Annotated in this window: 15 protein-coding genes and 1 pseudogene; 8 read left to right on the top strand and 8 right to left on the bottom strand. The window is 74.2% G+C overall.

Translation table 11 applies throughout. The annotated features are described in order from the left end of the window. Positions 1 to 5 precede the first annotated feature (5 nt). Both ACEXOX_RS38665 and ACEXOX_RS38660 read left to right on the top strand, forming a co-directional pair. Positions 6 to 1,625, top strand: a complete 1,620-nt coding sequence (locus tag ACEXOX_RS38665; protein WP_406525419.1) for a VWA domain-containing protein — start codon at positions 6 to 8, stop codon at positions 1,623 to 1,625. 302 nt (positions 1,626 to 1,927) lie between these two features. Continuing rightward, positions 1,928 to 2,860, top strand: coding sequence for an MBL fold metallo-hydrolase (locus ACEXOX_RS38660; protein WP_406525418.1), 933 nt, complete (start codon positions 1,928 to 1,930; stop codon positions 2,858 to 2,860). On the opposite strand, the gene ACEXOX_RS38655 is transcribed toward ACEXOX_RS38660, so the two are convergent. After that, on the bottom strand, positions 2,842 to 3,642 hold the full coding sequence (locus ACEXOX_RS38655) for a helix-turn-helix domain-containing protein (protein ID WP_406525417.1): 801 nt from the start codon (positions 3,640 to 3,642) through the stop codon (positions 2,842 to 2,844). The genes ACEXOX_RS38660 and ACEXOX_RS38655 overlap by 19 nt on opposite strands. 346 nt (positions 3,643 to 3,988) lie before the next feature. On the opposite strand from ACEXOX_RS38655, the gene ACEXOX_RS38650 reads away from it, so the two are divergent. Then, positions 3,989 to 4,693 (top strand): beta-ketoacyl-ACP reductase, encoded by a 705-nt coding sequence (locus tag ACEXOX_RS38650; protein WP_406525416.1) that lies wholly within the window; start codon positions 3,989 to 3,991, stop codon positions 4,691 to 4,693. A gap of 210 nt (positions 4,694 to 4,903) precedes the next feature. Here ACEXOX_RS38650 and ACEXOX_RS38645 read toward each other — a convergent pair whose 3' ends face one another. The 5 genes from ACEXOX_RS38645 to ggt all read right to left on the bottom strand — a co-directional run bounded on the left by ACEXOX_RS38645 (position 4,904) and on the right by ggt (position 10,538). Beyond that, complete coding sequence (locus tag ACEXOX_RS38645; RefSeq protein ID WP_406525415.1) at positions 4,904 to 5,488, bottom strand: hypothetical protein; 585 nt, start codon at positions 5,486 to 5,488, stop codon at positions 4,904 to 4,906. A gap of 81 nt (positions 5,489 to 5,569) precedes the next feature. Continuing rightward, complete coding sequence (locus ACEXOX_RS38640; RefSeq protein ID WP_406526605.1) at positions 5,570 to 6,145, bottom strand: TetR/AcrR family transcriptional regulator; 576 nt, start codon at positions 6,143 to 6,145, stop codon at positions 5,570 to 5,572. A gap of 161 nt (positions 6,146 to 6,306) precedes the next feature. Continuing rightward, positions 6,307 to 7,902: an amidase gene (locus ACEXOX_RS38635; protein ID WP_406525414.1), complete on the bottom strand. Its 1,596-nt coding sequence runs from the start codon at positions 7,900 to 7,902 to the stop codon at positions 6,307 to 6,309. Positions 7,903 to 8,023: 121 nt separating this feature from the next. Continuing rightward, positions 8,024 to 8,443: a MarR family winged helix-turn-helix transcriptional regulator gene (locus tag ACEXOX_RS38630; protein ID WP_406525413.1), complete on the bottom strand. Its 420-nt coding sequence runs from the start codon at positions 8,441 to 8,443 to the stop codon at positions 8,024 to 8,026. Between the two features lie 265 nt (positions 8,444 to 8,708). Next, a complete protein-coding gene (ggt, locus tag ACEXOX_RS38625) occupies positions 8,709 to 10,538 on the bottom strand; it encodes a gamma-glutamyltransferase (protein WP_406525412.1) in 1,830 nt (609 codons plus the stop codon). Between the two features lie 250 nt (positions 10,539 to 10,788). Here ggt and ACEXOX_RS38620 point away from each other — a divergent pair, with 250 nt between their 5' ends. Then, positions 10,789 to 11,532: a hypothetical protein gene (locus ACEXOX_RS38620; RefSeq protein WP_406525411.1), complete on the top strand. Its 744-nt coding sequence runs from the start codon at positions 10,789 to 10,791 to the stop codon at positions 11,530 to 11,532. 36 nt (positions 11,533 to 11,568) lie between these two features. Here the strand turns inward: ACEXOX_RS38620 and ACEXOX_RS38615 are convergent, their stop codons facing one another. Then, a complete protein-coding gene (locus tag ACEXOX_RS38615; protein WP_406525410.1) occupies positions 11,569 to 13,137 on the bottom strand; it encodes a carboxylesterase/lipase family protein in 1,569 nt (522 codons plus the stop codon). A gap of 206 nt (positions 13,138 to 13,343) precedes the next feature. Here ACEXOX_RS38615 and ACEXOX_RS38610 point away from each other — a divergent pair, with 206 nt between their 5' ends. After that, positions 13,344 to 13,748 carry a DUF1992 domain-containing protein gene (locus tag ACEXOX_RS38610; protein ID WP_406525409.1) on the top strand — a complete coding sequence of 135 codons (405 nt, stop codon included), beginning with the start codon at positions 13,344 to 13,346 and terminating at the stop codon, positions 13,746 to 13,748. Between the two features lie 41 nt (positions 13,749 to 13,789). On the opposite strand, the gene ACEXOX_RS38605 is transcribed toward ACEXOX_RS38610, so the two are convergent. Beyond that, positions 13,790 to 14,197, bottom strand: a complete 408-nt coding sequence (locus ACEXOX_RS38605) for a hypothetical protein (protein ID WP_406525408.1) — start codon at positions 14,195 to 14,197, stop codon at positions 13,790 to 13,792. Positions 14,198 to 14,506: 309 nt separating this feature from the next. On the opposite strand from ACEXOX_RS38605, the gene ACEXOX_RS38600 reads away from it, so the two are divergent. From ACEXOX_RS38600 to ACEXOX_RS38590, 3 genes and pseudogenes are all read left to right on the top strand, one after another. Continuing rightward, positions 14,507 to 14,953, top strand: coding sequence for an Rrf2 family transcriptional regulator (locus ACEXOX_RS38600; protein ID WP_030018747.1), 447 nt, complete (start codon positions 14,507 to 14,509; stop codon positions 14,951 to 14,953). A 178-nt stretch (positions 14,954 to 15,131) separates the two neighbouring features. After that, positions 15,132 to 16,340: a globin domain-containing protein gene (locus ACEXOX_RS38595; protein ID WP_406525407.1), complete on the top strand. Its 1,209-nt coding sequence runs from the start codon at positions 15,132 to 15,134 to the stop codon at positions 16,338 to 16,340. A 195-nt stretch (positions 16,341 to 16,535) separates the two neighbouring features. Beyond that, positions 16,536 to 18,172, top strand: a pseudogene (locus tag ACEXOX_RS38590) (alpha/beta fold hydrolase).

Genomic DNA, 18,172 nt, shown 5'->3' with positions numbered 1-18,172 from the left:
GGATCATGGGTGGGACGCCGGGCAGGCTCGACGAGCTGGTGAGCCGGGCCGGGACATGGCTGGGCCGGTCCGGCGCGGTGTCCGGGCAGTACACCACGGCCGTGGTCGCGGACCGGTTCGACCGGTTCACCTGGCGCGACACCTACGAGCAGTCGGCCGGGCTGCGCGAGCTGGCCGAGGAGCTGGGCGGGCACCACGACGGCACCGCCGACCTGCTGGCCGACGTGTTCCTGGCCGCCTACAAGGCCGGCCCGCGGCTGCGGGGACACGCGGAGATGGCCCCGTCCCGGCTGGTCAACCACCAGGTCGTCAGCTCGCTGGTGGAGTCACCGGAGTTCGCCGAGCTGCACCGGGAGACGGCCGGCGACCCCTACGCCGCCGCCATGGCCGTACTCGCCCAGGCCGCCGCGCTGCGCCGGATGCTGGAGCACGCCCGGGGCGCCCAGGCGCGGGCCGAGCGGGCGGAGCAGGCCCGGCAGGCCGCCGACGACGCGGCGGCCGCCGTGGGCGAGGCGCTTCGGCAGGCCGTTGAAGGGGCCGCCGAGGACGGCACCGTACCGGGCCCGGCCGCCGACGCCGTACAGCAGGCGGTCGAGGCCGCCGAGGCCGCGGCAGCCGCCGGGCAGCGAGCCGCCCAGGGCGCCGCGCAGGCCCGCACGGCGGCGGCCCCCGGCATCCGTGCCGCCGCCCGGGACGGGGTGGCGGAGGCGGCCGGGACCGTACGGGAGGAAGCCGCGCTGATGCGGGCCTGGGGCGTCGGGGCCGGCGAACTGGAACGGCTGCCGTTCGACGAGCGCGCCCGGCTCGCCGAGCGGCTGCGCACCAGCCGCCTCGCCCAGTGGGCCGACCTGATCGGCCGCTTCCGGCAGATGGCGAGCGGCGAGCGGGCCCGCAAGGTCGAGAACACCGCCGGGGAGCTGGTCGGCGTCACACTCGGCGACGACCTCTCCCGCGTCGTCCCGTCCGAGCTGGCCAACCTCGGCCTGCCCGCACTGCGGGCGGTGTTCGCCGCGCGCTACGCCGCCGGGGAGCTGATGCTCTACGACAGCCAGGGGGAGCAGACCGCCGGACAGGGCGCGATCATCGCGTGCGTCGACACCTCACACTCCATGTACACGGAAGGGCCCGGCGGCGGCACCCGGGAGGCGTGGTCCAAGGCGTGCGCCCTGGCCCTGCTGGACCAGGCCCGGCACGCCGGACGGGACTTCGTCGGCATCCTGTTCTCCGCCGCCGGCAAGCTCCGGGTCTTCCGCTTCCCGGCCGGCGAACCGGCCGGCATCGACCGGACGCTCGCGTTCGCGGAATCCTTCCTCGGCGGCGGCACCAGTTACCAGACGCCCCTGTCGGCCGCCCGCGACCTGCTGGAGGACGAGTTCGACGCTGCCGCCCGCAAGCGCGGCGACATCGTGCTGCTCACCGACGACGAGTGCGACGTCACCGAGGAATGGACGCGCGGCTGGAACGAGGCCAAGCACCGGCTGGGCTTCCGGGTCTTCGGTGTGGCCATCGGCGCGCCGGACGCCGCCGGGACCGGTTCGGTCCTGGAGGCCCTGTGCGACAACCTCCGCTCCATCGAGGATTTCACCGATGTGCACGCCGCCGCCGATCTTTTCCGGGTGATCTGACGCCGTCGCCGATCTTTTCCGGGTGATCTGACGCCGTCGCCGCCACGGTCCGTACCCGGGCGCGCGGGTGAGACTGATCACCGTGGTGCCGGGCCGGGCCCGGCACAGGGCGGCACTATCAGCCGTAACGCGAGCTATCAGCCATCTTGAGTGCGTGTTCCCCCCAGGTGGTGAGTACATTGGCCCCTTGCGGAGCCGGGGTGACCTCTTCCGTCGGGGCTTCCGTCGGGGTGCACCGCCAGGCCCGTACACCGCGCCGACGGCGGCAGCGGCCCGCCCGCCCACGAGAGAATGGACCTTCCTTGACCACGCCCCGCCTCGTCCCGCTGTCCCCCACCACCTGGGCGTGGACGCACGACAGCACCGCCTGGGGATACAGCAACTGCGGGCTCGTGGCGTCCGACGGCGAAGCGCTCCTGATGGACACGCAGTTCACGCTGGAGGGCACCCGGGAGCTGCTGGACGCGATCGCCGGCGCCGTACCGGACGCGACGGTGACCACCGTGGTCAACAGCCACCAGAACGGCGACCACACCTGGGGCAACGAGCTGGTCGCGGGCGCGGAGATCATCACGTCCGAGGCGTCCGCGGCGCACCTGTGCCAGGAGATGACCCCGGACATGCTGGCGGCCCTGAGCCGCAGCGAGCCGACCACCGCGGTCACCGCGTACGCCGTCGAGCACTTCGGCGTCTTCGACTTCGGCGGCATCACCGTCACCCCGCCGACCCGGACCTTCACCGGCAGCCTGGAGCTCACCGTCGGCCGTACCGCGGTACGGCTGCTCGACCTCGGCCCCGGGCACAGCGCGGGCGACGTCGCGCTGCACGTCCCCGAGGACGGGGTGGTGTTCACCGGTGACGCCCTGTTCGACGGCGGCCACATGATCGTCTGGTCGGGCTCGCTGACGTCCTGCGTCACCGCCTGCGACACCCTCCTGGCCACCGGCGCCACGACCTTCGTGCCCGGCCACGGCCGGATCACCGACCGGGCGGGCGTCACGGCCTTCCGCGACCGGCTGTCCCGGATCATGGACACGGCCACCGCCCACGCCCGCAAGGGCACGGAGCTGGCCGAGGCCGCCCGGCTGGTCGAGGAGGAGTACGCCGGCGGCCTGGCGCACCCCGAGCGGCTGTTCACCGCGGTCGCCGCGGCCTACCGGGAGGCGGGCGCGGAGAACGTCCCGTCCACCACGTTCGAGCTGGTCGAGGGGATGGCTCAGCTCGCCGCCGGGTAGTCGCACGGCACCACCAGCATGAACCGCTGCGTACGGTCGCTGAGCGGCGCGAAGCAGCGGAAGGTGACCTCGAACTCCTCGTCCCCGTGGCCGGGCAGGTACAGCCAGCGCCGGTCGCCGTCCGGATGGGTGACGGTCGTGAGGTCGTCGGTGAGCAGCCGGGCCGCGACCTTGTCGCGCTCCTTGATCTCGGCGACGACCTCCGCCAGCCTCCGGTTGTCCGGCTGCTCGGCGGCGGCCAGCCGGAGCTGGGACGCCATCGGCTTGGCCCAGGACTCCTCCCAGTCGATCAGCTGGAGGCGCGCCTCGGGGTAGGTCAGCGCCCAGATCATGACGTTGACGCCGTGCTTCATCCACGGCCAGTCCTGCTCGCACGCCGCGTTGTACAGGAGCACGTCCCACGAGGCGTCGGACAGGTACGCCGGCCAGGGCTGCACCTGGATGAGCGCGGACGTGGACGGGTCGACGGAGCCGTCGGGGCGGTACAGGGGCGGCGGTACCTGGCCCCGCGCGTAGACGAAGAGGGTGTGCCGCTGGGCCTCGTCGAGGTCGAGGATGCGCACGATGCGCTCCAGCCATTCGGCCTTCGGCCGCTCGATCCGCCCCGACTCCAGCCTGCGGTACCAGCCCTCGGTGACGCCGGTGAGCGCCGCCGTCTCGGCCTGGGTGATGCCGCGCCGGTCCCGGTGGCCGAATGTGGCGGTGAAACCGGGCACCTGCGTGGGGTCCCGGTGGCCGCGCCAGGCGCGCAGGAAGTCACCGAGCAGGTGCTTATTGGACATGTGTTGCCAAACTCCCCGCGGGATTCGGTAAAGGGATCGAAAAGTTACGGCCGACTTTAACCCGGCGCCGCTACGCACCGGACCCAGCCCTCCCCGCCCTCCCCGTCCTACAGATCACCGCAAAACGTCCACATCCCCCCATCCCCCTCTCCGGACCGGCACGCCGCCTACCGGAACTCCCGGTGCCGGTCACCGCATGTGACCGGCAACGGACGAGAACGATCAATCGGTTTATGTCAGAGTGACTGACCGCGCGAGGGTCCCCGCGCCGCGGCACCCCCGCGGCCGCACCGCCGTCGCGCCGCCGGCCGCAGCCGGGCGTCCCAGCAGCAACCGAGAGGCATCCATGAGCCGCAGCGTCTTCATCACCGGTGGCAACCGGGGTATCGGGCTGGCGATCGCGGAAGCCATGGCCGCCGACGGGGACAAGGTCGCCGTCACGTACCGCTCGGGCGAGCCGCCGGCCGGCGTCCTGGGCGTCCCGTGCGACATCACCGACCCGGAGCAGGTCGAGGCGGCCTTCCGGCAGATCGAGGAGGCGCACGGCCCGGTCGAGGTGCTGGTGGCCAACGCCGGCATCACCCGCGACGCCCTGCTGATGCGGATGTCGGAGGACGACTTCGAGGCCGTCGTGGCGACCAACCTCACGGCCGCGTACCGGCTGGCCAAGCGCGCCACCCGCGGCATGCTGCGGGCCCGCAAGGGCCGGATGGTCTTCGTCGGCTCGACCGTCGGCCTGCGCGGCGAGGCCGGCCAGGCGAACTACGCGGCGGCCAAGGCCGGACTCGTCGGTCTGGCCCGCTCCCTCGCCCGCGAACTGGGCTCGCGCAACATCACCGCCAACGTGGTCGCCCCCGGCCTCACCCGGACCGACATGGCCGCGGCGCTCCCCCAGGACCGCCTGGACGCCATGGTCGAGCAGATCCCCCTGGGCAGAATGGCCCGCCCCGAGGACATCGCCGCGGCGGTGCGCTGGCTGGCCGGCGACGAGGCGTCGTACATCACCGGGGCCGTCGTCCCGGTGGACGGCGGCGCCGGCATGGGCCACTGAGGCCCGCGCGCACAGCCGCACACTTTCACCACATCCCCGCGCCCTCCCCGGCGCGGGCGGACAGACCTGTCCCCACGAGGGGCGGTGCGTGAGTGCTTGGACGGGGGTCAGGCGCTCACGCACCGGGGGACGGCGGGGAGCCTGTGAGACGCCGGTCGCCGGCGTCTCACAGGCGTAGCGGCCGACCGCGACACGGCACCCCGCGCGGGCTCAGTGGCCGCCCCGGGGCTCCGCGCAGCCGCCCTCCATGTAGGCACCGTGCGTCTCGATGTCGAGCGGCGGGCCCAGACTGCCGGTGAGGCACGGGCCGTCCGGGAGCGACAGCGTGAAGCCGAGGGAGCCGCCCGAGCGGTACACGTCGGTGACGTCCTCCGGGTAGGCGAGCCGTTCGAGCACCGCCGCGAGGTCCCCCTCGTTCCGTACTCCGGACGGGCCGGCCTTCCGCAGCTCGGCGGTGATGCGTTCGGCGTGCGCGGTGCCCCGGCAGCGGGCGTTCGGCGTGAGCCGCGCCGTCCTCTTGTAGCCGTGGTTCTCCCAGTAGCGCGATGACTCGGGGTCCACCGCGGCGTTGCCCGGTGGCTCATCCGCCGGAAGGCTCGGACGCTGGGTGGAAGCGCCCGCACAGCGGGCGGCGACGTCTCGGAAGAGACGGGAGCTGGTGACGGGCTCCGGGCTGGTGGTGCCCTCCGAGCCTGCCGTACGCTCCGGACCGGCGGCGCGCTCGGTGCCGCAACCGGTCAGCGTCAGCAGCGCGGCAGCGGCCGCGACCACTCCTGCTGCGGCCAGGCGTCTCACAGGTCACTCCGATACGGCTGGGCACGGCGGACAAGGGCAGATTGTGCCCGTACGCGCCCTGCCGGTCATGAGTACGCGTACTCAGACGCCACGGTCCCGCGTCGCGGGGACGGAGGCGGGAACCGCCGGTGCCGCGCCCCTGGCCAGCAGCAGCAAGGCGTCGACCAGGTCCTCGGCGGTCGAGCCGGTGGCCAGGCGCCGCAGCTGCTGCCCCGTGACCAGCGCGACCACGGTGCCCGCCAGGCGCTCGGCGTCGGCGACGCCCAGGGCCGTCAGGATGCGGGCGGCGAGCCGGTCGTACGCGGCGAAGCACTCGGCGGCCGCGGCCCGCAGCCGCTCGTCGCGGCCCGCCTGGACGTACAGTTCGAACGGCGCGATGTGCTCGCTGTCGAACTCCGTACCGCCGGCGACCTGGCCGACCAGGGCGGCGGCCTCGGGCAGCCCGATCCGGTCGAGGCGGCTGTCCTCCGCCAGTTCGGTGAACCGCCGGGTCTCCTCGGCGACGAACCGCAGCAGGCTCTCCCGCAGCAGGTCGTGCTGGGTCGCGAAGTGGTACGTCACCGACCCCAGCGAGACACCGGCCTCCTTGGCGATGCGCCGGTTGGTGACGGCGGCGACCCCGTCGCGGCCGATGATGCGCAGGACGGCGCCGATGATGCAACGCCGGGTGTCTCCCGCCCGGTTCGGCGCGCCGGCGGGAGCCGGATCCCGCGCCGGACCGGCTTCCGTACGGCGCGAACCGGCCTCCGCGCGGCCCGTCCCGCCCTCCGCGCGGCGCGCCCCGGCCTCCGTACGTCTCGGCCCGGCCCCGCGCGCCGTCACCGGCCCACCGTGTCCGCAGTCCCGGGCCCGCCCACCGTATCCGCGGGCCCGGACCCACTTGCCGCCCGGAGCCGGCCGGCCACCCCATGGAGACCCCGCATCCGCGCCCGCCCCCGCTTCCCCGTGCCGCCGTCCGTCGCGGGCACCGTCATCGCGCTCTCCGCCCCACTCTCCACCGCCGCCGCCTCGGGCCACCGTTCGTACCAGCGCGCCGCCGCCTCCAGCTGGGCCGCCAGCGAGATCAGCAGGGGCTCCGAGTGGGCGGGGCCGAGGAGTTGGGCACCCAGCGGGAGGCCACCGGCGGTGAACCCGGCCGGGACGCTGATCCCCGGCCAGCCGAGGACGTTCCACGGCCAGGCGTACGGGCACGCGGCGATCATGGCGCGGTCCGTCTGCCAGCCGTTCATCCGCGCGAGCGTGCCGATGCGCGGCGGGGGCGCGGCAGTGGTCGGCGTCAGGAGGACGTCGTACGGGCCGAACAGCGCGCCCACGCGCCCGTGTTGCCGTCGTTCCGCCGCCCGCGCCCGGCGCAGCACGGAGCCGCCGAGCAGCCGTCCCAGCCGGGCCGCGTCGCGCGTCCGGCGGTCCAGCAGCGCGCGGTCGGGCGCCCGCGCCGCCCATTCCCGTACGCCTGTCGTCGCCCGTGGGACGAACGCGAGGCCGATCAGCCCGTAGTCCGGTTCGGCCTCCTCGACCTGGTGGCCGAGGCCCGCGAGGGTGCGGGCGAGGGCGGTGACGGCGGACCGTACCTCCGGGTGGAGGGGTTTGGGCGTACCGGTGAAGGCCGGTTTCCAGGAGAGCGCGATCCGCAGCCGTCCCGGGTCGCGGCCGGCCGCCGCGCGGGCCGCGACCGGGCGGGGCCGGTGCAGATCGCCGTCATGGTTGCCGGCGGCGGCGTCGAGCAGCAGTGCCGCGTCCCGGACCGTACGGGCCAGCGGGCCCAGCACCGTGATGCCCTGGAAGGATTCCGGGTCCGGCCAGGTGGAGATCCGGCCGCGCTGCGGCTTGATGCCGACGAGGTGGGTCCAGGCGGCGGGGATGCGGACCGAGCCGGCACCGTCCGTGCCGAGGGCGGCCGGGACGAGGCCCGCGGCGACGGCGGCGGCCGAACCGCCCGACGAACCGCCGGGTGTGTGGCCCGGGTTCCAGGGGTTGCGGGTGTCGCCGAAGGCGGGTCCTTCGGTGAACGGCCACTGGCCCAGTTCGCACGCGTTGGTCTTGCCGACGACGACCGCGCCGGCCGCGCGGAGCCGCCGTACGACCTCGGCGTCGGCGGACTTGGGCGGGAACTCCCCGGCGCAGCCGAACGCGGTGGGTTCGCCCGCCACGTCGGTGTCGTCCTTGACCGCGACCGGCACGCCGAGCAGCGGCAGCCGCTCGCCCGCGGCCAGCCGCCGGTCGGCCGCGGCCGCTTCGGCGAGCGCGGCCTCGGCGCGCACCCGGCGGAAGGCGTTGACCGTCTCCTGGGTGGCGTCGATGCGGGCCAGCGACCGCCGTACCAGCTCGGCCGAGGACACCTGCCCCGCCGCCAGCGCCGCGGCCTGCTCGGCCAGTCCTTCGTACTCCCTGCCGTCGTCGTCGCGTAAGCCCATGGCTCCCCTTGCCGGCACTGTTCGTTCGAACGAACGACTTCGACGGTAACCGGGGGCGGCGCCTGCTTCAACGGCGCACGCGCTTCCGGAGCGCACCCGCTTCAACGGCGCGCCCGCGGCGTCACGACCGGTGCCGGCCCAGTTCCGCGAGGCGGGTCAGGGCGGGCAGCGCGTCGGCGAGCGCCTGCCGCTGCCCGGAGGTCAGCTGGGCCACCAGCGGTTCCAGGCGGCGCGTCCGGTCCGTGTGACGGGTGCGGCCGACGCGCCGTCCCGCCTCGGTGATGCGGACGAGGACGGCGCGTCCGTCGCTGGGGTCGGGGCGGCGTTCGACGAGGCCGTCGCGTTCCAGCCGGGTGACCAGCTGGGTGATGCCGGGCTGGCTGACCTGCTCGGTCCTGGTCAGTTCGGTCAGCCGCAGCGGCCCTTCCGCGTACGCGAGGGTGTCCAGCACCGACAGGGTCGTCAGGGAGAGTCTCTCCGGCGTGGGGAGCCGGACGTAGAAGCGGTTGAAGCACTCGACCGCGGTGGCGAAGGCGTCCACGTCCAGGTCGCCGTCCGGGGAGGGGGCGGGTGGTCGTTCAGGTCGTCGTTCACCCGGAAAACCTATCGTACGGTTATTTAACGCCCTTATGCTCCGCTACACCCCGTTACGGCAGGGCGCGGCGGGGCCGGGAGCCCGCACCGCTCCCGGCCCCGCCGCACCTCTCGGCCCTCTCACCCCTGGGCCCGTTCACTTCTTGGCACGTTCCCCCTTGGCGCGTTCCCCCTTGGCCCGCTCACCCCTTGGCCCGCTCACCCTGGTCCGTTCACCCCTTGGGCCGTACCACCATCGCCGACCCGCCGCCGCGCCGCTGCTTCTCCGCCGCCGCCAGCCAGCGTCCGTCCGGCAGGCGCTGCACGCCGGTCGCGGCGCCGATCTCCGGGTTGCGGGTGAACCGGTGGCCGATGGCCTCCAGCCGGGCGCGGACCGGGCTGTCCCACAGGCCGGGTTCCAGCTCGGTGGCGGCCGCGTTGCGCTGGCTGGCGCGGGGGGCGGCGATGGCGTCGACCAGCGGCATGCCGCGTTCCAGGTGGTTCAGCAGGCTCTGCAGGACGGTCGTGATGATCGTCGCGCCGCCGGGCGAGCCCAGCGCCACCACCGGGCGGCCGTCCCGCAGCACGATCGTCGGGGACATCGAGGACCGCGGGCGCTTGCCGGGACCCGGCAGGTTCGGGTCGTGCACGGCCGGGTCCGCCGGGGCGAAGGAGAAGTCCGTCAGCTCGTTGTTGAGCAGGAAGCCGCGGCCCGGTACGACGATGCCGCTGCCGCCGGTCTGCTCGATGGTCAGGGTGTAGGCGACGACGTTGCCCCACTTGTCGGCGACGGTCAGGTGGGTGGTGTTCTCGCCCTCGTACGTCGTCGGAGCGGCCCGCCCGCCGGCCTGGCAGGGCCGCGGGTCGCGCGGGTCGCCGGGCGCCAGCGGACTGGTGAGCACCGCGTCGTCCTTGATCAGGCAGGCCCGGGAGTCGGCGAAGCGCTGCGAGGTCAGGCCGCGCGTCGGCACGTCCTCGAACTCCGGGTCGCCGACCCAGCGCCCGCGGTCGGCGAAGGCGATGCGGCTCGCCTCGATGTAGCGGTGCAGGTACTCCTTCTCGCTCAGCTTCGACAGGTCGCTGTGCTCCAGGATGTTGAGCGCCTCGGCGATGGTGGTGCCGCCGGAGGAGCCGGGCGCCATGCCGTACACGTCCAGGCCCCGGTAGCGGGCTCTGGTCGGCGCCTGGCGCCGCACCTCGTACTCCCGCAGGTCCTTCGCCGTCAGGTCCCCGGGCCGCACTTTGCGCTCGGCGCCGGGACGCACCGGAGGCTGCCGGACGGTCCGTACGACGTCCTTGCCGAGCTGCCCGTCGTACAGCGCGTCGACGCCCTTGTCGCCCAGTTCCTTGTACGTACGGGCCAGGTCGGGGTTCTTGAGGATGGAGCCGACGACCGGCAGCTTGCCGCCGGGGAGGAACAGGCGGGCGGTGGCGGGGAAGTCGCGGAAGCGCGCCTCGTTGGCGGCGGTCTGCGACCGGAACGTCTCGTCGACCTCGAAGCCGTCGCGGGCGAGCTTCTCGGCGGGCTTGAGGAGTTCGCGCAGCGGGCGGGTGCCCCACCGTTCCAGCGCGGTGTCCCAGGTCGCGGGCGTGCCGGGGGTGCCGACGGACAGGCCGCTGGTGACCGCCTCGGCGAACGGGATCGGCTTGCCGTTCTCCAGGAAGAGGCCGCGGTCCGCGCTGAGCGGCGCGGTTTCCCGGCCGTCGAGGGTGCGTATGGTGCGGGACTTGGCGTCGTACGAGACGAAGTAGCCGCCGCCTCCGACGCCGGCGGAGTACGGCTCGGTGACGCCGAGGGCCGCCGCGGTGGCGACCGCGGCGTCCACCGCGTTGCCGCCCTTGCGCAGCACCTCGACACCGGCGGCGGAGGCGTCGGCGTCCACGCTGGAGACCGCGCCGCCGTAACCGGTCGCCACGGGAACCTTCGGCGGGGTCTTGGCCGGAGCGGCCGTCGGCGGGTGCGCGGTGGCGGCCGGGGACGCGGCCGAGGCCGGGACGGCGGTCAGCGAGCCGGCGAGGGCGGCGACCACCCCCAGCGCGGAAAGACGTCGGGCAGGTGTCATACGGCGTTCCCTCCTGGCCTGTTCGGGCGGCAGAGGCCGGAGCCTACCTGCGTGATCAAGGGGGCGACAGAGGGCGCGAGTGCGGGGCGCGAAAGGGGCGCGAACGGCCGAGTCGTCCGCCGGGGCGCAACGGTACGGGGTGCCCTATAGCGGGCGCTGTCCCGTATGCCCGTACGGACCCGGGCAAGGCCGCCCAGCCGCCCGCCCCGCGTTCGAACACACTCCCGGACAGCCGCTACGCTCCCCCGCCATGGACGACTCCCTGCTCCTCGTGACCGTGGCGGCGGCTGCCCTCGTCGTGGGCGCCGCGGCCGGCTGGGCCGCGCACGCCGCCGTGGCGCGCCGGAAGCTGGACCGCGAGCAGAGCTTCTTCGGGCTGCCCGACGGATCGGAATGCGTGCTGGTCACCCACCGGGACAGCACCTCGGCCCACTGGAGCATCCCGCGGCACGACGCGCTCGCGCTGCTCGGCCTGGCCTCGGTGGTGGAGACCTGCGGCGCGCACGTGGAGGTCGCGCCGCACGACACCGGGCTCCAGGGTTTCGGGGCGCGCACCGAGTTCTGCGTGGGCGACCCGACCGCGCACCGGCGTCTCGCGGCGCACCTGGCCAACCTGCTGCCGGGTGTCGCCGTCCACCCCGGCGACGAACACGGCATCGGCCGCGGCACCTTCGCCGTCGGCGGCTCGACGTACCGGATGGAGCCGGGCGCGGTGGAGTACGTGCTGCTGGCCCGGCTCACCGCCGTCGAGAGCGGCCGCCCGGTCTTCCTCGCGGCCGGGCAGCGCCCGGTGACCCACCGGGCCGCCGTACGGCACCTGGTGCGCAACCGGGCGCGGCTGGCCCGCAAGCACGGCGCCGACGGCCAGTTCTGCCTGCTGCTCAAGGTCGTCAACTCGCAGGCGTACGGGCCCGACGTGGTGGAACTCGTCGCGGACGTGACGAAGGCCGCGCTGGCGCCGGCCGAGCCGAAGGGGCACCGGGCGGGGGTGTAGCGCCCGTCCCCGTGCCGCACGGACCCTCGGGGCGAGTCAGCCGAAGTACATCACCTCGGGCGCCGGCCCGCCGCGGTACGGCTGCCAGTCGGCGAGCCCCGGCCCGTTGGGCGTGCCGGTGGCCGCGAAGGCGGCGAGCGCGCCGCCGAACGCCTGCGCCAGGCGGCGGTCCTCGGCACCGGCGCGTCCCAGCATCGGGCTTTCGGGGTACGCGTCGAACGTGCCGAAGAGGAACGGAAGTTCCGCGCAGTGGGTGGCGCCGAGCGTGCCGTCGTCACCGTCCGGGGTCCGGTCGAAGCGGTAGACGTACGCGGGCGTTCCCTGCGCGGCGCGCCGCTCCGCGATGGCGGTCGCGCCGTCCCGGAACATCCAGCCGGTGGCCGCCTCGGCCAGCAGGTCCACGGGGGACGCGTCCGGTCGCAGGCGCGCCAGGTCGTCGTAGGCGACGGCCGCCGCGCCGGAGTCGCCGCAGGCGTCCTCGCGCAGGAGCCGCAGGACGTCGTCCCGGGTGAACGACCGGGCCCCGGCGTCGAAGGCCAGGAACGCGGTCATCTCGTCCCGCACCGTGCCGATCAGCAACTCGGTGGAGCCCAGGGCGCCTTCCGCCACGGCCCGCACGGGCGGGACCGGCAGCCCGATGCCGCCGAGGACCGGGTACATGGGCGGTGCGAGGCGGCCCGGGCGCGCGCGGTCCGCCGCCAGCCGGGCGTACGCGGCGAGCAGCCGCTCCACCGGCAGGGCGCGCAACTCCCGCAGGGCGGCGTCCTCGTTGCCGGGCACGGCCGCCTTGTCCGGCAACCCCAGCAGACGCAGGTAGTCCGCCGTGATCCCGGCGGCTTCGGCCGGGTCCTGAGGTTCCAGGCCCCACGGGCCGCTCTGCGCGACGACCCGGCGCATCAGCCCGCGGGTCTCCGGGGCGACCGCGAGAGCCAGGGCCGTGTACGCGCCCGCCGACTGGCCGCCGACGGTGACACGGGCGGGGTCGCCACCGAAGGTCGCGATGTTCCCGTGCACCCAGCGCAGTGCCGCGGCCTGGTCCTGGAGCCCGAGGCCGGTCACGCCCGCCTCGGGCAGGTGGAGCCAGCCGAGCGGTCCGAGACGGTAGTTGGCCGTGACCACGACGAGGTCACCGAGCGCCGCGAGTCGGGCGCCGTCGTACCAGTCCCAGCCGCCGGAACCGCTGGTGAACCCGCCGCCGTGGAACCACACCAGCACGGGCCGTCCCGCACCCGACGGCCCGGCGGGGCTCCAGACGTTGAGGGTCAGACAGCCGTCCTCGCTCCAGTCGGGCGTACGGGTCCCCATGACCCGCTCCAGCCGGGACGGGCCCTGCGGCACGGCGGGCCCGGGGCGTACCGCCTCCCGCACGCCGGCCCAGCCCTCGTGCGGGCTCGGCGGTGCGAAGCGCAGCGGGCCGACCGGCGACGCCGCGTACGGAATGCCGCGGAAGGCGGTCACCGGCGGCACGTCCGCCGGACTCCCGGTCCCGGCGCCCGCCGTCCGCCGCCCCGGGGCCGCTCCGCCCTCCGCCACCGGTTCCGGCACGCCGCGCACGCGCCCCCGCTCCGTCTCCACGGCCCGCCACCACTCGCCGACTGCGGCCATCGGTCACGCCCTTTCCTCCGGTTCGCCCCCGCGCACAGACCGTTCTACACAACCGGCAGCCGCCCGCCGCACGACGCCCCTCGTCCCGGCCCGGGCAGCCGCGGCCGGCCGCACCCGGGGCACACCCCTGTGGTACTCCTGTACCAACGACCCCCGCGCCCCGGGGCCGAGGGTGACCGGCCGCATTCCCCACCCCAGGGAGTCCCGTGACGACCGAGCGCAAGCCCCCCGGCGTCAGCTTCGAGACCTGGACCGACCGGCAGATCCGCGAGGCCGCGGAGCGCGGCGACTTCGCCGGTCTGCCCGGCTTCGGCAAGCCGCTGACCGGCCTCGACGAGCCGTACGACGCCCTGTGGTGGGTCAAGGAGAAGATGAGCCGGGAAAACCTCTCCTTCCTGCCGCCCACCCTCGCGCTGCGCAAGGAGGCCGAGGACGCCCGGGAGGCCGCGGCGCGGGCCCCCTCCGAGCGGGCCGTGCGGCGCATCACCGGCGAGATCAACACCAAGATCCAGGAAGCGGTCCGGCAGCCGCCGCCCGGCCCGCCGCTCAACCTGGAGCCGTACGACGTGGAGAGCGTCGTACGGGAGTGGCGCGAACGGCGCGGGAAGTAGCGGGCCGGGGGCGCGGCTCCGCCCCGGCCCGGCCGGACGGGTTACGGCCGCAGTGCCTCCCGCACACCGCGGCAGGCGTCGATCGCGCGGGTCGTGGCCTGGGTGCACAGGCGGCAGTGCTCGTGGCGGCCGGCGTGCGCCCGGCACAGCTCGTTGCTGCGTTCGCAGGCGATCGCGCACGCGTCGAGCTGCGCGGCCAGCAGCCGGGTCTCGCCGCCGCCTTCCCTGAGCAGCAGCCGCAGGGTGGCGCCGACGACGTCGTGGCAGTCCAGGTCGGCGCGGACCGCTTCCCGCATCCGGTCGGCGTCGTCGGATGCGAGCATGCCCGTCGCGCAGACGAGGACGGCCTTCTCGCACTCGGCGAGGGCGTCGGTGGCCGGGGCCAGCACGTCGGTGCCGAGCCGGGCCTTGGTGGTGATGCTGTCGAGCAGGGTGCGGGTCGGGAGCATGGCGGCCTCCAGGCGCGGTGGTTCCGGGCCGCTTCCGGCACCGCATCCCGGTGGCCGGAGGGTGGCCCGTGGATGCCCTTCGGTCCGACCGTACTGCTGCCCGGCGCGGCGGGACAGGCGCGGGGCCGCCCGTCTTCGCGGCCGGTCGCCCGGCGCGCCCGGCCTGTCCGGTACGACCGGCTCACCCGGTCTCGCGACGTGCCCGGTACGACCGGCTCACCCGTTCCCGTGCGACATGCCCGGTCTCGCCCGCCCCGTCCACCGCACCCCGAATTGGTATCTGAAAATCCAATTCAGTACGGTGTACTCGTGCGACTGACGAAGAGCACCGACATCGCGCTCCGCATCGCCATGCGGCTGGCGGTCCTCGACGACCGGGGCGACGCGCCGACCACCCGCGAGGTGGCGGGCGCCGTCCAGGTCCCGTACACGCACGCCGCCAAGGTGGTGAGCAGACTCCAGCACCTGGGCGTCGTGGAGGCCCGGCGCGGACGCAACGGGGGCCTGTCCCTGACCCGGAAGGGCCGTACCGGCTCCCTGGGGCGCCTGGTGCGCGAACTGGAGGGCGTCGGCGACGTGGTGGGGTGCGAGGACGATCCGCCGTGCCCGCTGCGCGCGGCCTGCCGGCTGCGCGGCGCCCTGCGTACCGCACAGGAAGCGTTCTTCGCCGCGCTCGATCCACTGTCCATCGAGGACCTGGTGGGCACCCCGACCGGCCCTCTGCTGCTCAGCCTGTCTCCCCGCCCGGAGGGCTGAACGGCCCTACGCACACCCCCACCCCGGCTCCTACGCTTGGCGACGAAATACGAATCTGAGATGCAACTTATTCGCTTCGCCGCACGACGCCACGGCACCGCGACGCCTCGGCGCCACGGCGCCCGCACCAGCCGGCCGACCCCTCAGCACCTTCCAAGAACAAGAACCGGAGCACCCGATGCTGTCGTCCACGTCCGCCGAAACCGTCCGCGCCACCCTTCCCGCGGTCGGCGCGGCCATCGGTGAGATCACCCCGCTCTTCTACGACAAGATGTTCGCCGCCCACCCCGAGCTGCTGCGCGACCTGTTCAACCGCGGCAACCAGGCCAACGGCAGCCAGCGCCAGGCCCTGGCCAGCTCCATCGCCACCTTCGCGACGTACCTGGTGGAGCACCCGGACGAGCGCCCCGACGCGATGCTGGAGCGCATCGCGCACAAGCACGCCTCGCTCGGCGTCCGCCCCGACCAGTACCCGATCGTGCACGAGCACCTGTTCGCGGCCATCGTGGAGGTCCTGGGCGAGGCCGTCACCGAGGAGGTCGCGGCAGCCTGGGACGAGGTGTACTGGCTGATGGCGAACGCCCTCATCGCCGCCGAGAAGCGCCTGTACGCGGAGGCGGGCACGCCGGACGGCGACGTCTGGCGGGAGTACCGCGTCGTCGGCCGCTTCCAGGAGACCGAGGACGTGGTGACCTTCGTCGTCCAGCCGGTGGACGGCACCCCCGTCCCGGCCTCCCGGCCCGGCCAGTACGTCTCCGTACAGGTGCGGCTCGCCGACGGCGCCCGGCAGATACGGCAGTACAGCCTGTCCGGAGAGCCGGACGGCGGCCTCCAGTTCTCCGTGAAGCGCGTGACCGGTGACGCGTCCGGCTCCCCGGCGGGCGAGGTCTCCAACCACCTGCACGCCCAGGTGCACACCGGCGACGTCCTGCGCGTCAGCGCCCCGTTCGGCGACGTGGTGCCGGAGGAGAGCGACCGCCCGCTGCTGCTCGTCTCGGCCGGTATCGGCTGCACCCCCATGATCGGCATCCTGTCCCGGCTCGCCGCCGACGGCTCCGGCCGCCGTGTCGCCTCCGTCCACGCCGACCGCACCCCGGCCGCCCACGCCTTCCGTACCGAGCTGCGGCAGCTCACCGAGAAGCTGCCGAACGCGACCGCCGACGCCTGGTACGAGCAGCCGGAGGCCGACGCGGAACAGGGCGACGACACCGTCACCCGGCACGAGGGGCGGATCGACCTGAGCCGGATCGACGTCCCGGAAGGCGCCGTCGCCTACCTCTGCGGCCCGGTGCCCTTCATGAAGGAGGCCCGCGGCCAGCTGCTCGCGGCGGGCGTGGCCGCCGCGGACATCCACTACGAGGTGTTCGGCCCCGACCTGGGTCTCTGACCAGGGCGCGCGCCCGGCCCACCGGCCGGGCGCGGTGCCGTACCGGGAAGCGGGCGCGGCGCCGGCCCGCCACCGGGCGCGCCCCCGGCCCGCCCGTCCGGACGTTACCCATCCGTAACCTACCGACGGGTTACCAGCGGTAAGAAGCGCACCTTACTCTCCAGTACTTCACTCTTGAAGCACTAGGAGCAGTTGATGTCGCCCTCCCGCACCACGCTGCGCACCACCGTCGGCACCGTCTCGGCCGCCGTGCTCGCCACCACCACCCTCGCGGGCGCCCCCTGGCGAACTCCGCCACCCCCGCTCCGCCCGCCCCCGCCACGAGCGCCCCGGCCTCCGGCGTCGCCACGCAGCAGCAACTCGCGGCGAAGTTCCCCGACGTGAAGTTCGTCGACATCGAGGGCGACGGCGGTATCACCCTGAAGGCCAACGTCTTCACCCCGGGCGACGCCGTGCCCGGCCGCCGCTATCCGCTGATCGTGCTGCCCACCAGCTGGGCCATGCCGCAGATCGAGTACGTCGTGCAGGCCAAGAAGCTCGCCGACGCCGGATACGTGGTGGTGGGCTACAACTCGCGCGGTTTCTGGCAGTCGGGCGGGCAGATCGAGACGGCCGGCCCTCCGGACATCGCCGACGCCTCCAAGGTCATCGACTGGGCGCTGGCCCACACCGCGGCCGACCCGGCGAAGGTGGGTATGGGCGGGGTGTCGTACGGCGCCGGGATCAGCCTGTTGGCCTCGGCCTTCGACAAGCGCGTCAAGGCCGTCGCGGCGCTGAGCGGCTGGGCCGACCTGATCGACTCGATCTACAGCGGCCGCACCCAGCATCAGCAGGCGGCCGCCCTGCTGGGCGGCGCCGGCGCGCTCACCGGGCGGCCCAGCCCGGAGCTGACGACCATCCTGAAGAACTTCCTGGCCTCCGACCTGGCCAAGGAAGGCGACATGATCAAGTGGGGCGCGAAGCGGTCCCCGGTCACCTACCTCGACAAGATCAACGCCAATGGCGCGGCGATCATGCTGGGCAACGCCTGGGGCGACTCGCTCTTCCCGCCCAACCAGTACGCCGACTTCTACGAGAAGCTCAAGGGACCCAAGCGGCTGGAGTTCCGGCCCGGCGACCACGCCACCGCCGAGGGCCTGGGCCTGCTCGGCCTGCCGAACGACACCTGGGACCACACCAAGCGCTGGTTCGACCACTACCTCAAGGGCGCCGACAACGGCGTCGACCGCGAGGCGCCCGTACAGCTGAAGTCCCGCTCCACCGGCGCCTACGAGGGGTACAAGAGCTGGAAGGACGTGCCCTCGGGGAACCGGAGGATCGCGCTGAACGGCACGCAGCGGATCCGCACCAACCGCGACTCCGGCGCCAACGGCGGCACGATCTTCCTCTCCAGCCTCCTGGACCAGTTCTTCCGGCTGCCGCCGATGGCCTCGATCCCGCTGCTGCCGCGCTCGGCCGCCGCCGTGTGGCAGTCCGAGCGGTACACCTCGGCGCAGCACGTACGCGGTACGGCCAAGCTGCACACCACCGTCACCAGCACCGCGGAGAGCGGCACCGGCATCGCCTACCTGTACGACGTGGGGCCGCTCGGCCTCGGCAAACTGGTCTCGCACGCGCCGTTCACCTTCCACGACAAGGCACCGGACAAGCCGTTCGGCGTGGACCTGGAGCTGTTCTCGACGGCGTACGACGTCCCGGCGGGCCACCGGCTGGCCGTGGTGGTGGACTCCGTCGACCCGCTGTACATCGAGCACAACCCGTCCGGCGCGAAGCTCACCTTCTCCTCCCCCGCGAACGATCCGTCGTGGGTGTCGGTGCCGGTGCGCGACTGA

This window comes from Streptomyces sp. Ac-502, from assembly GCF_045222935.1.
Taxonomy (GTDB): Bacteria; Actinomycetota; Actinomycetes; order Streptomycetales; family Streptomycetaceae; genus Streptomyces; species Streptomyces monomycini.
This window is presented reverse-complemented; position numbering and strand designations above follow the sequence as displayed.

Coding starts and splice junctions, on each gene's coding strand:
- ACEXOX_RS38620 (WP_406525411.1), top strand. CDS start 10,789: ATGGACGACTCCCTGCTCCTCGTGACCGTGGCGGCGGCTGCCCTCGTC.
- ACEXOX_RS38595 (WP_406525407.1), top strand. CDS start 15,132: ATGCTGTCGTCCACGTCCGCCGAAACCGTCCGCGCCACCCTTCCCGCG.
- ACEXOX_RS38635 (WP_406525414.1), bottom strand. CDS start 7,902: ATGGGCTTACGCGACGACGACGGCAGGGAGTACGAAGGACTGGCCGAG.
- ACEXOX_RS38615 (WP_406525410.1), bottom strand. CDS start 13,137: ATGGCCGCAGTCGGCGAGTGGTGGCGGGCCGTGGAGACGGAGCGGGGG.
- ggt (WP_406525412.1), bottom strand. CDS start 10,538: ATGACACCTGCCCGACGTCTTTCCGCGCTGGGGGTGGTCGCCGCCCTC.
- ACEXOX_RS38665 (WP_406525419.1), top strand. CDS start 6: ATGGGTGGGACGCCGGGCAGGCTCGACGAGCTGGTGAGCCGGGCCGGG.
- ACEXOX_RS38655 (WP_406525417.1), bottom strand. CDS start 3,642: ATGTCCAATAAGCACCTGCTCGGTGACTTCCTGCGCGCCTGGCGCGGC.
- ACEXOX_RS38605 (WP_406525408.1), bottom strand. CDS start 14,197: ATGCTCCCGACCCGCACCCTGCTCGACAGCATCACCACCAAGGCCCGG.
- ACEXOX_RS38650 (WP_406525416.1), top strand. CDS start 3,989: ATGAGCCGCAGCGTCTTCATCACCGGTGGCAACCGGGGTATCGGGCTG.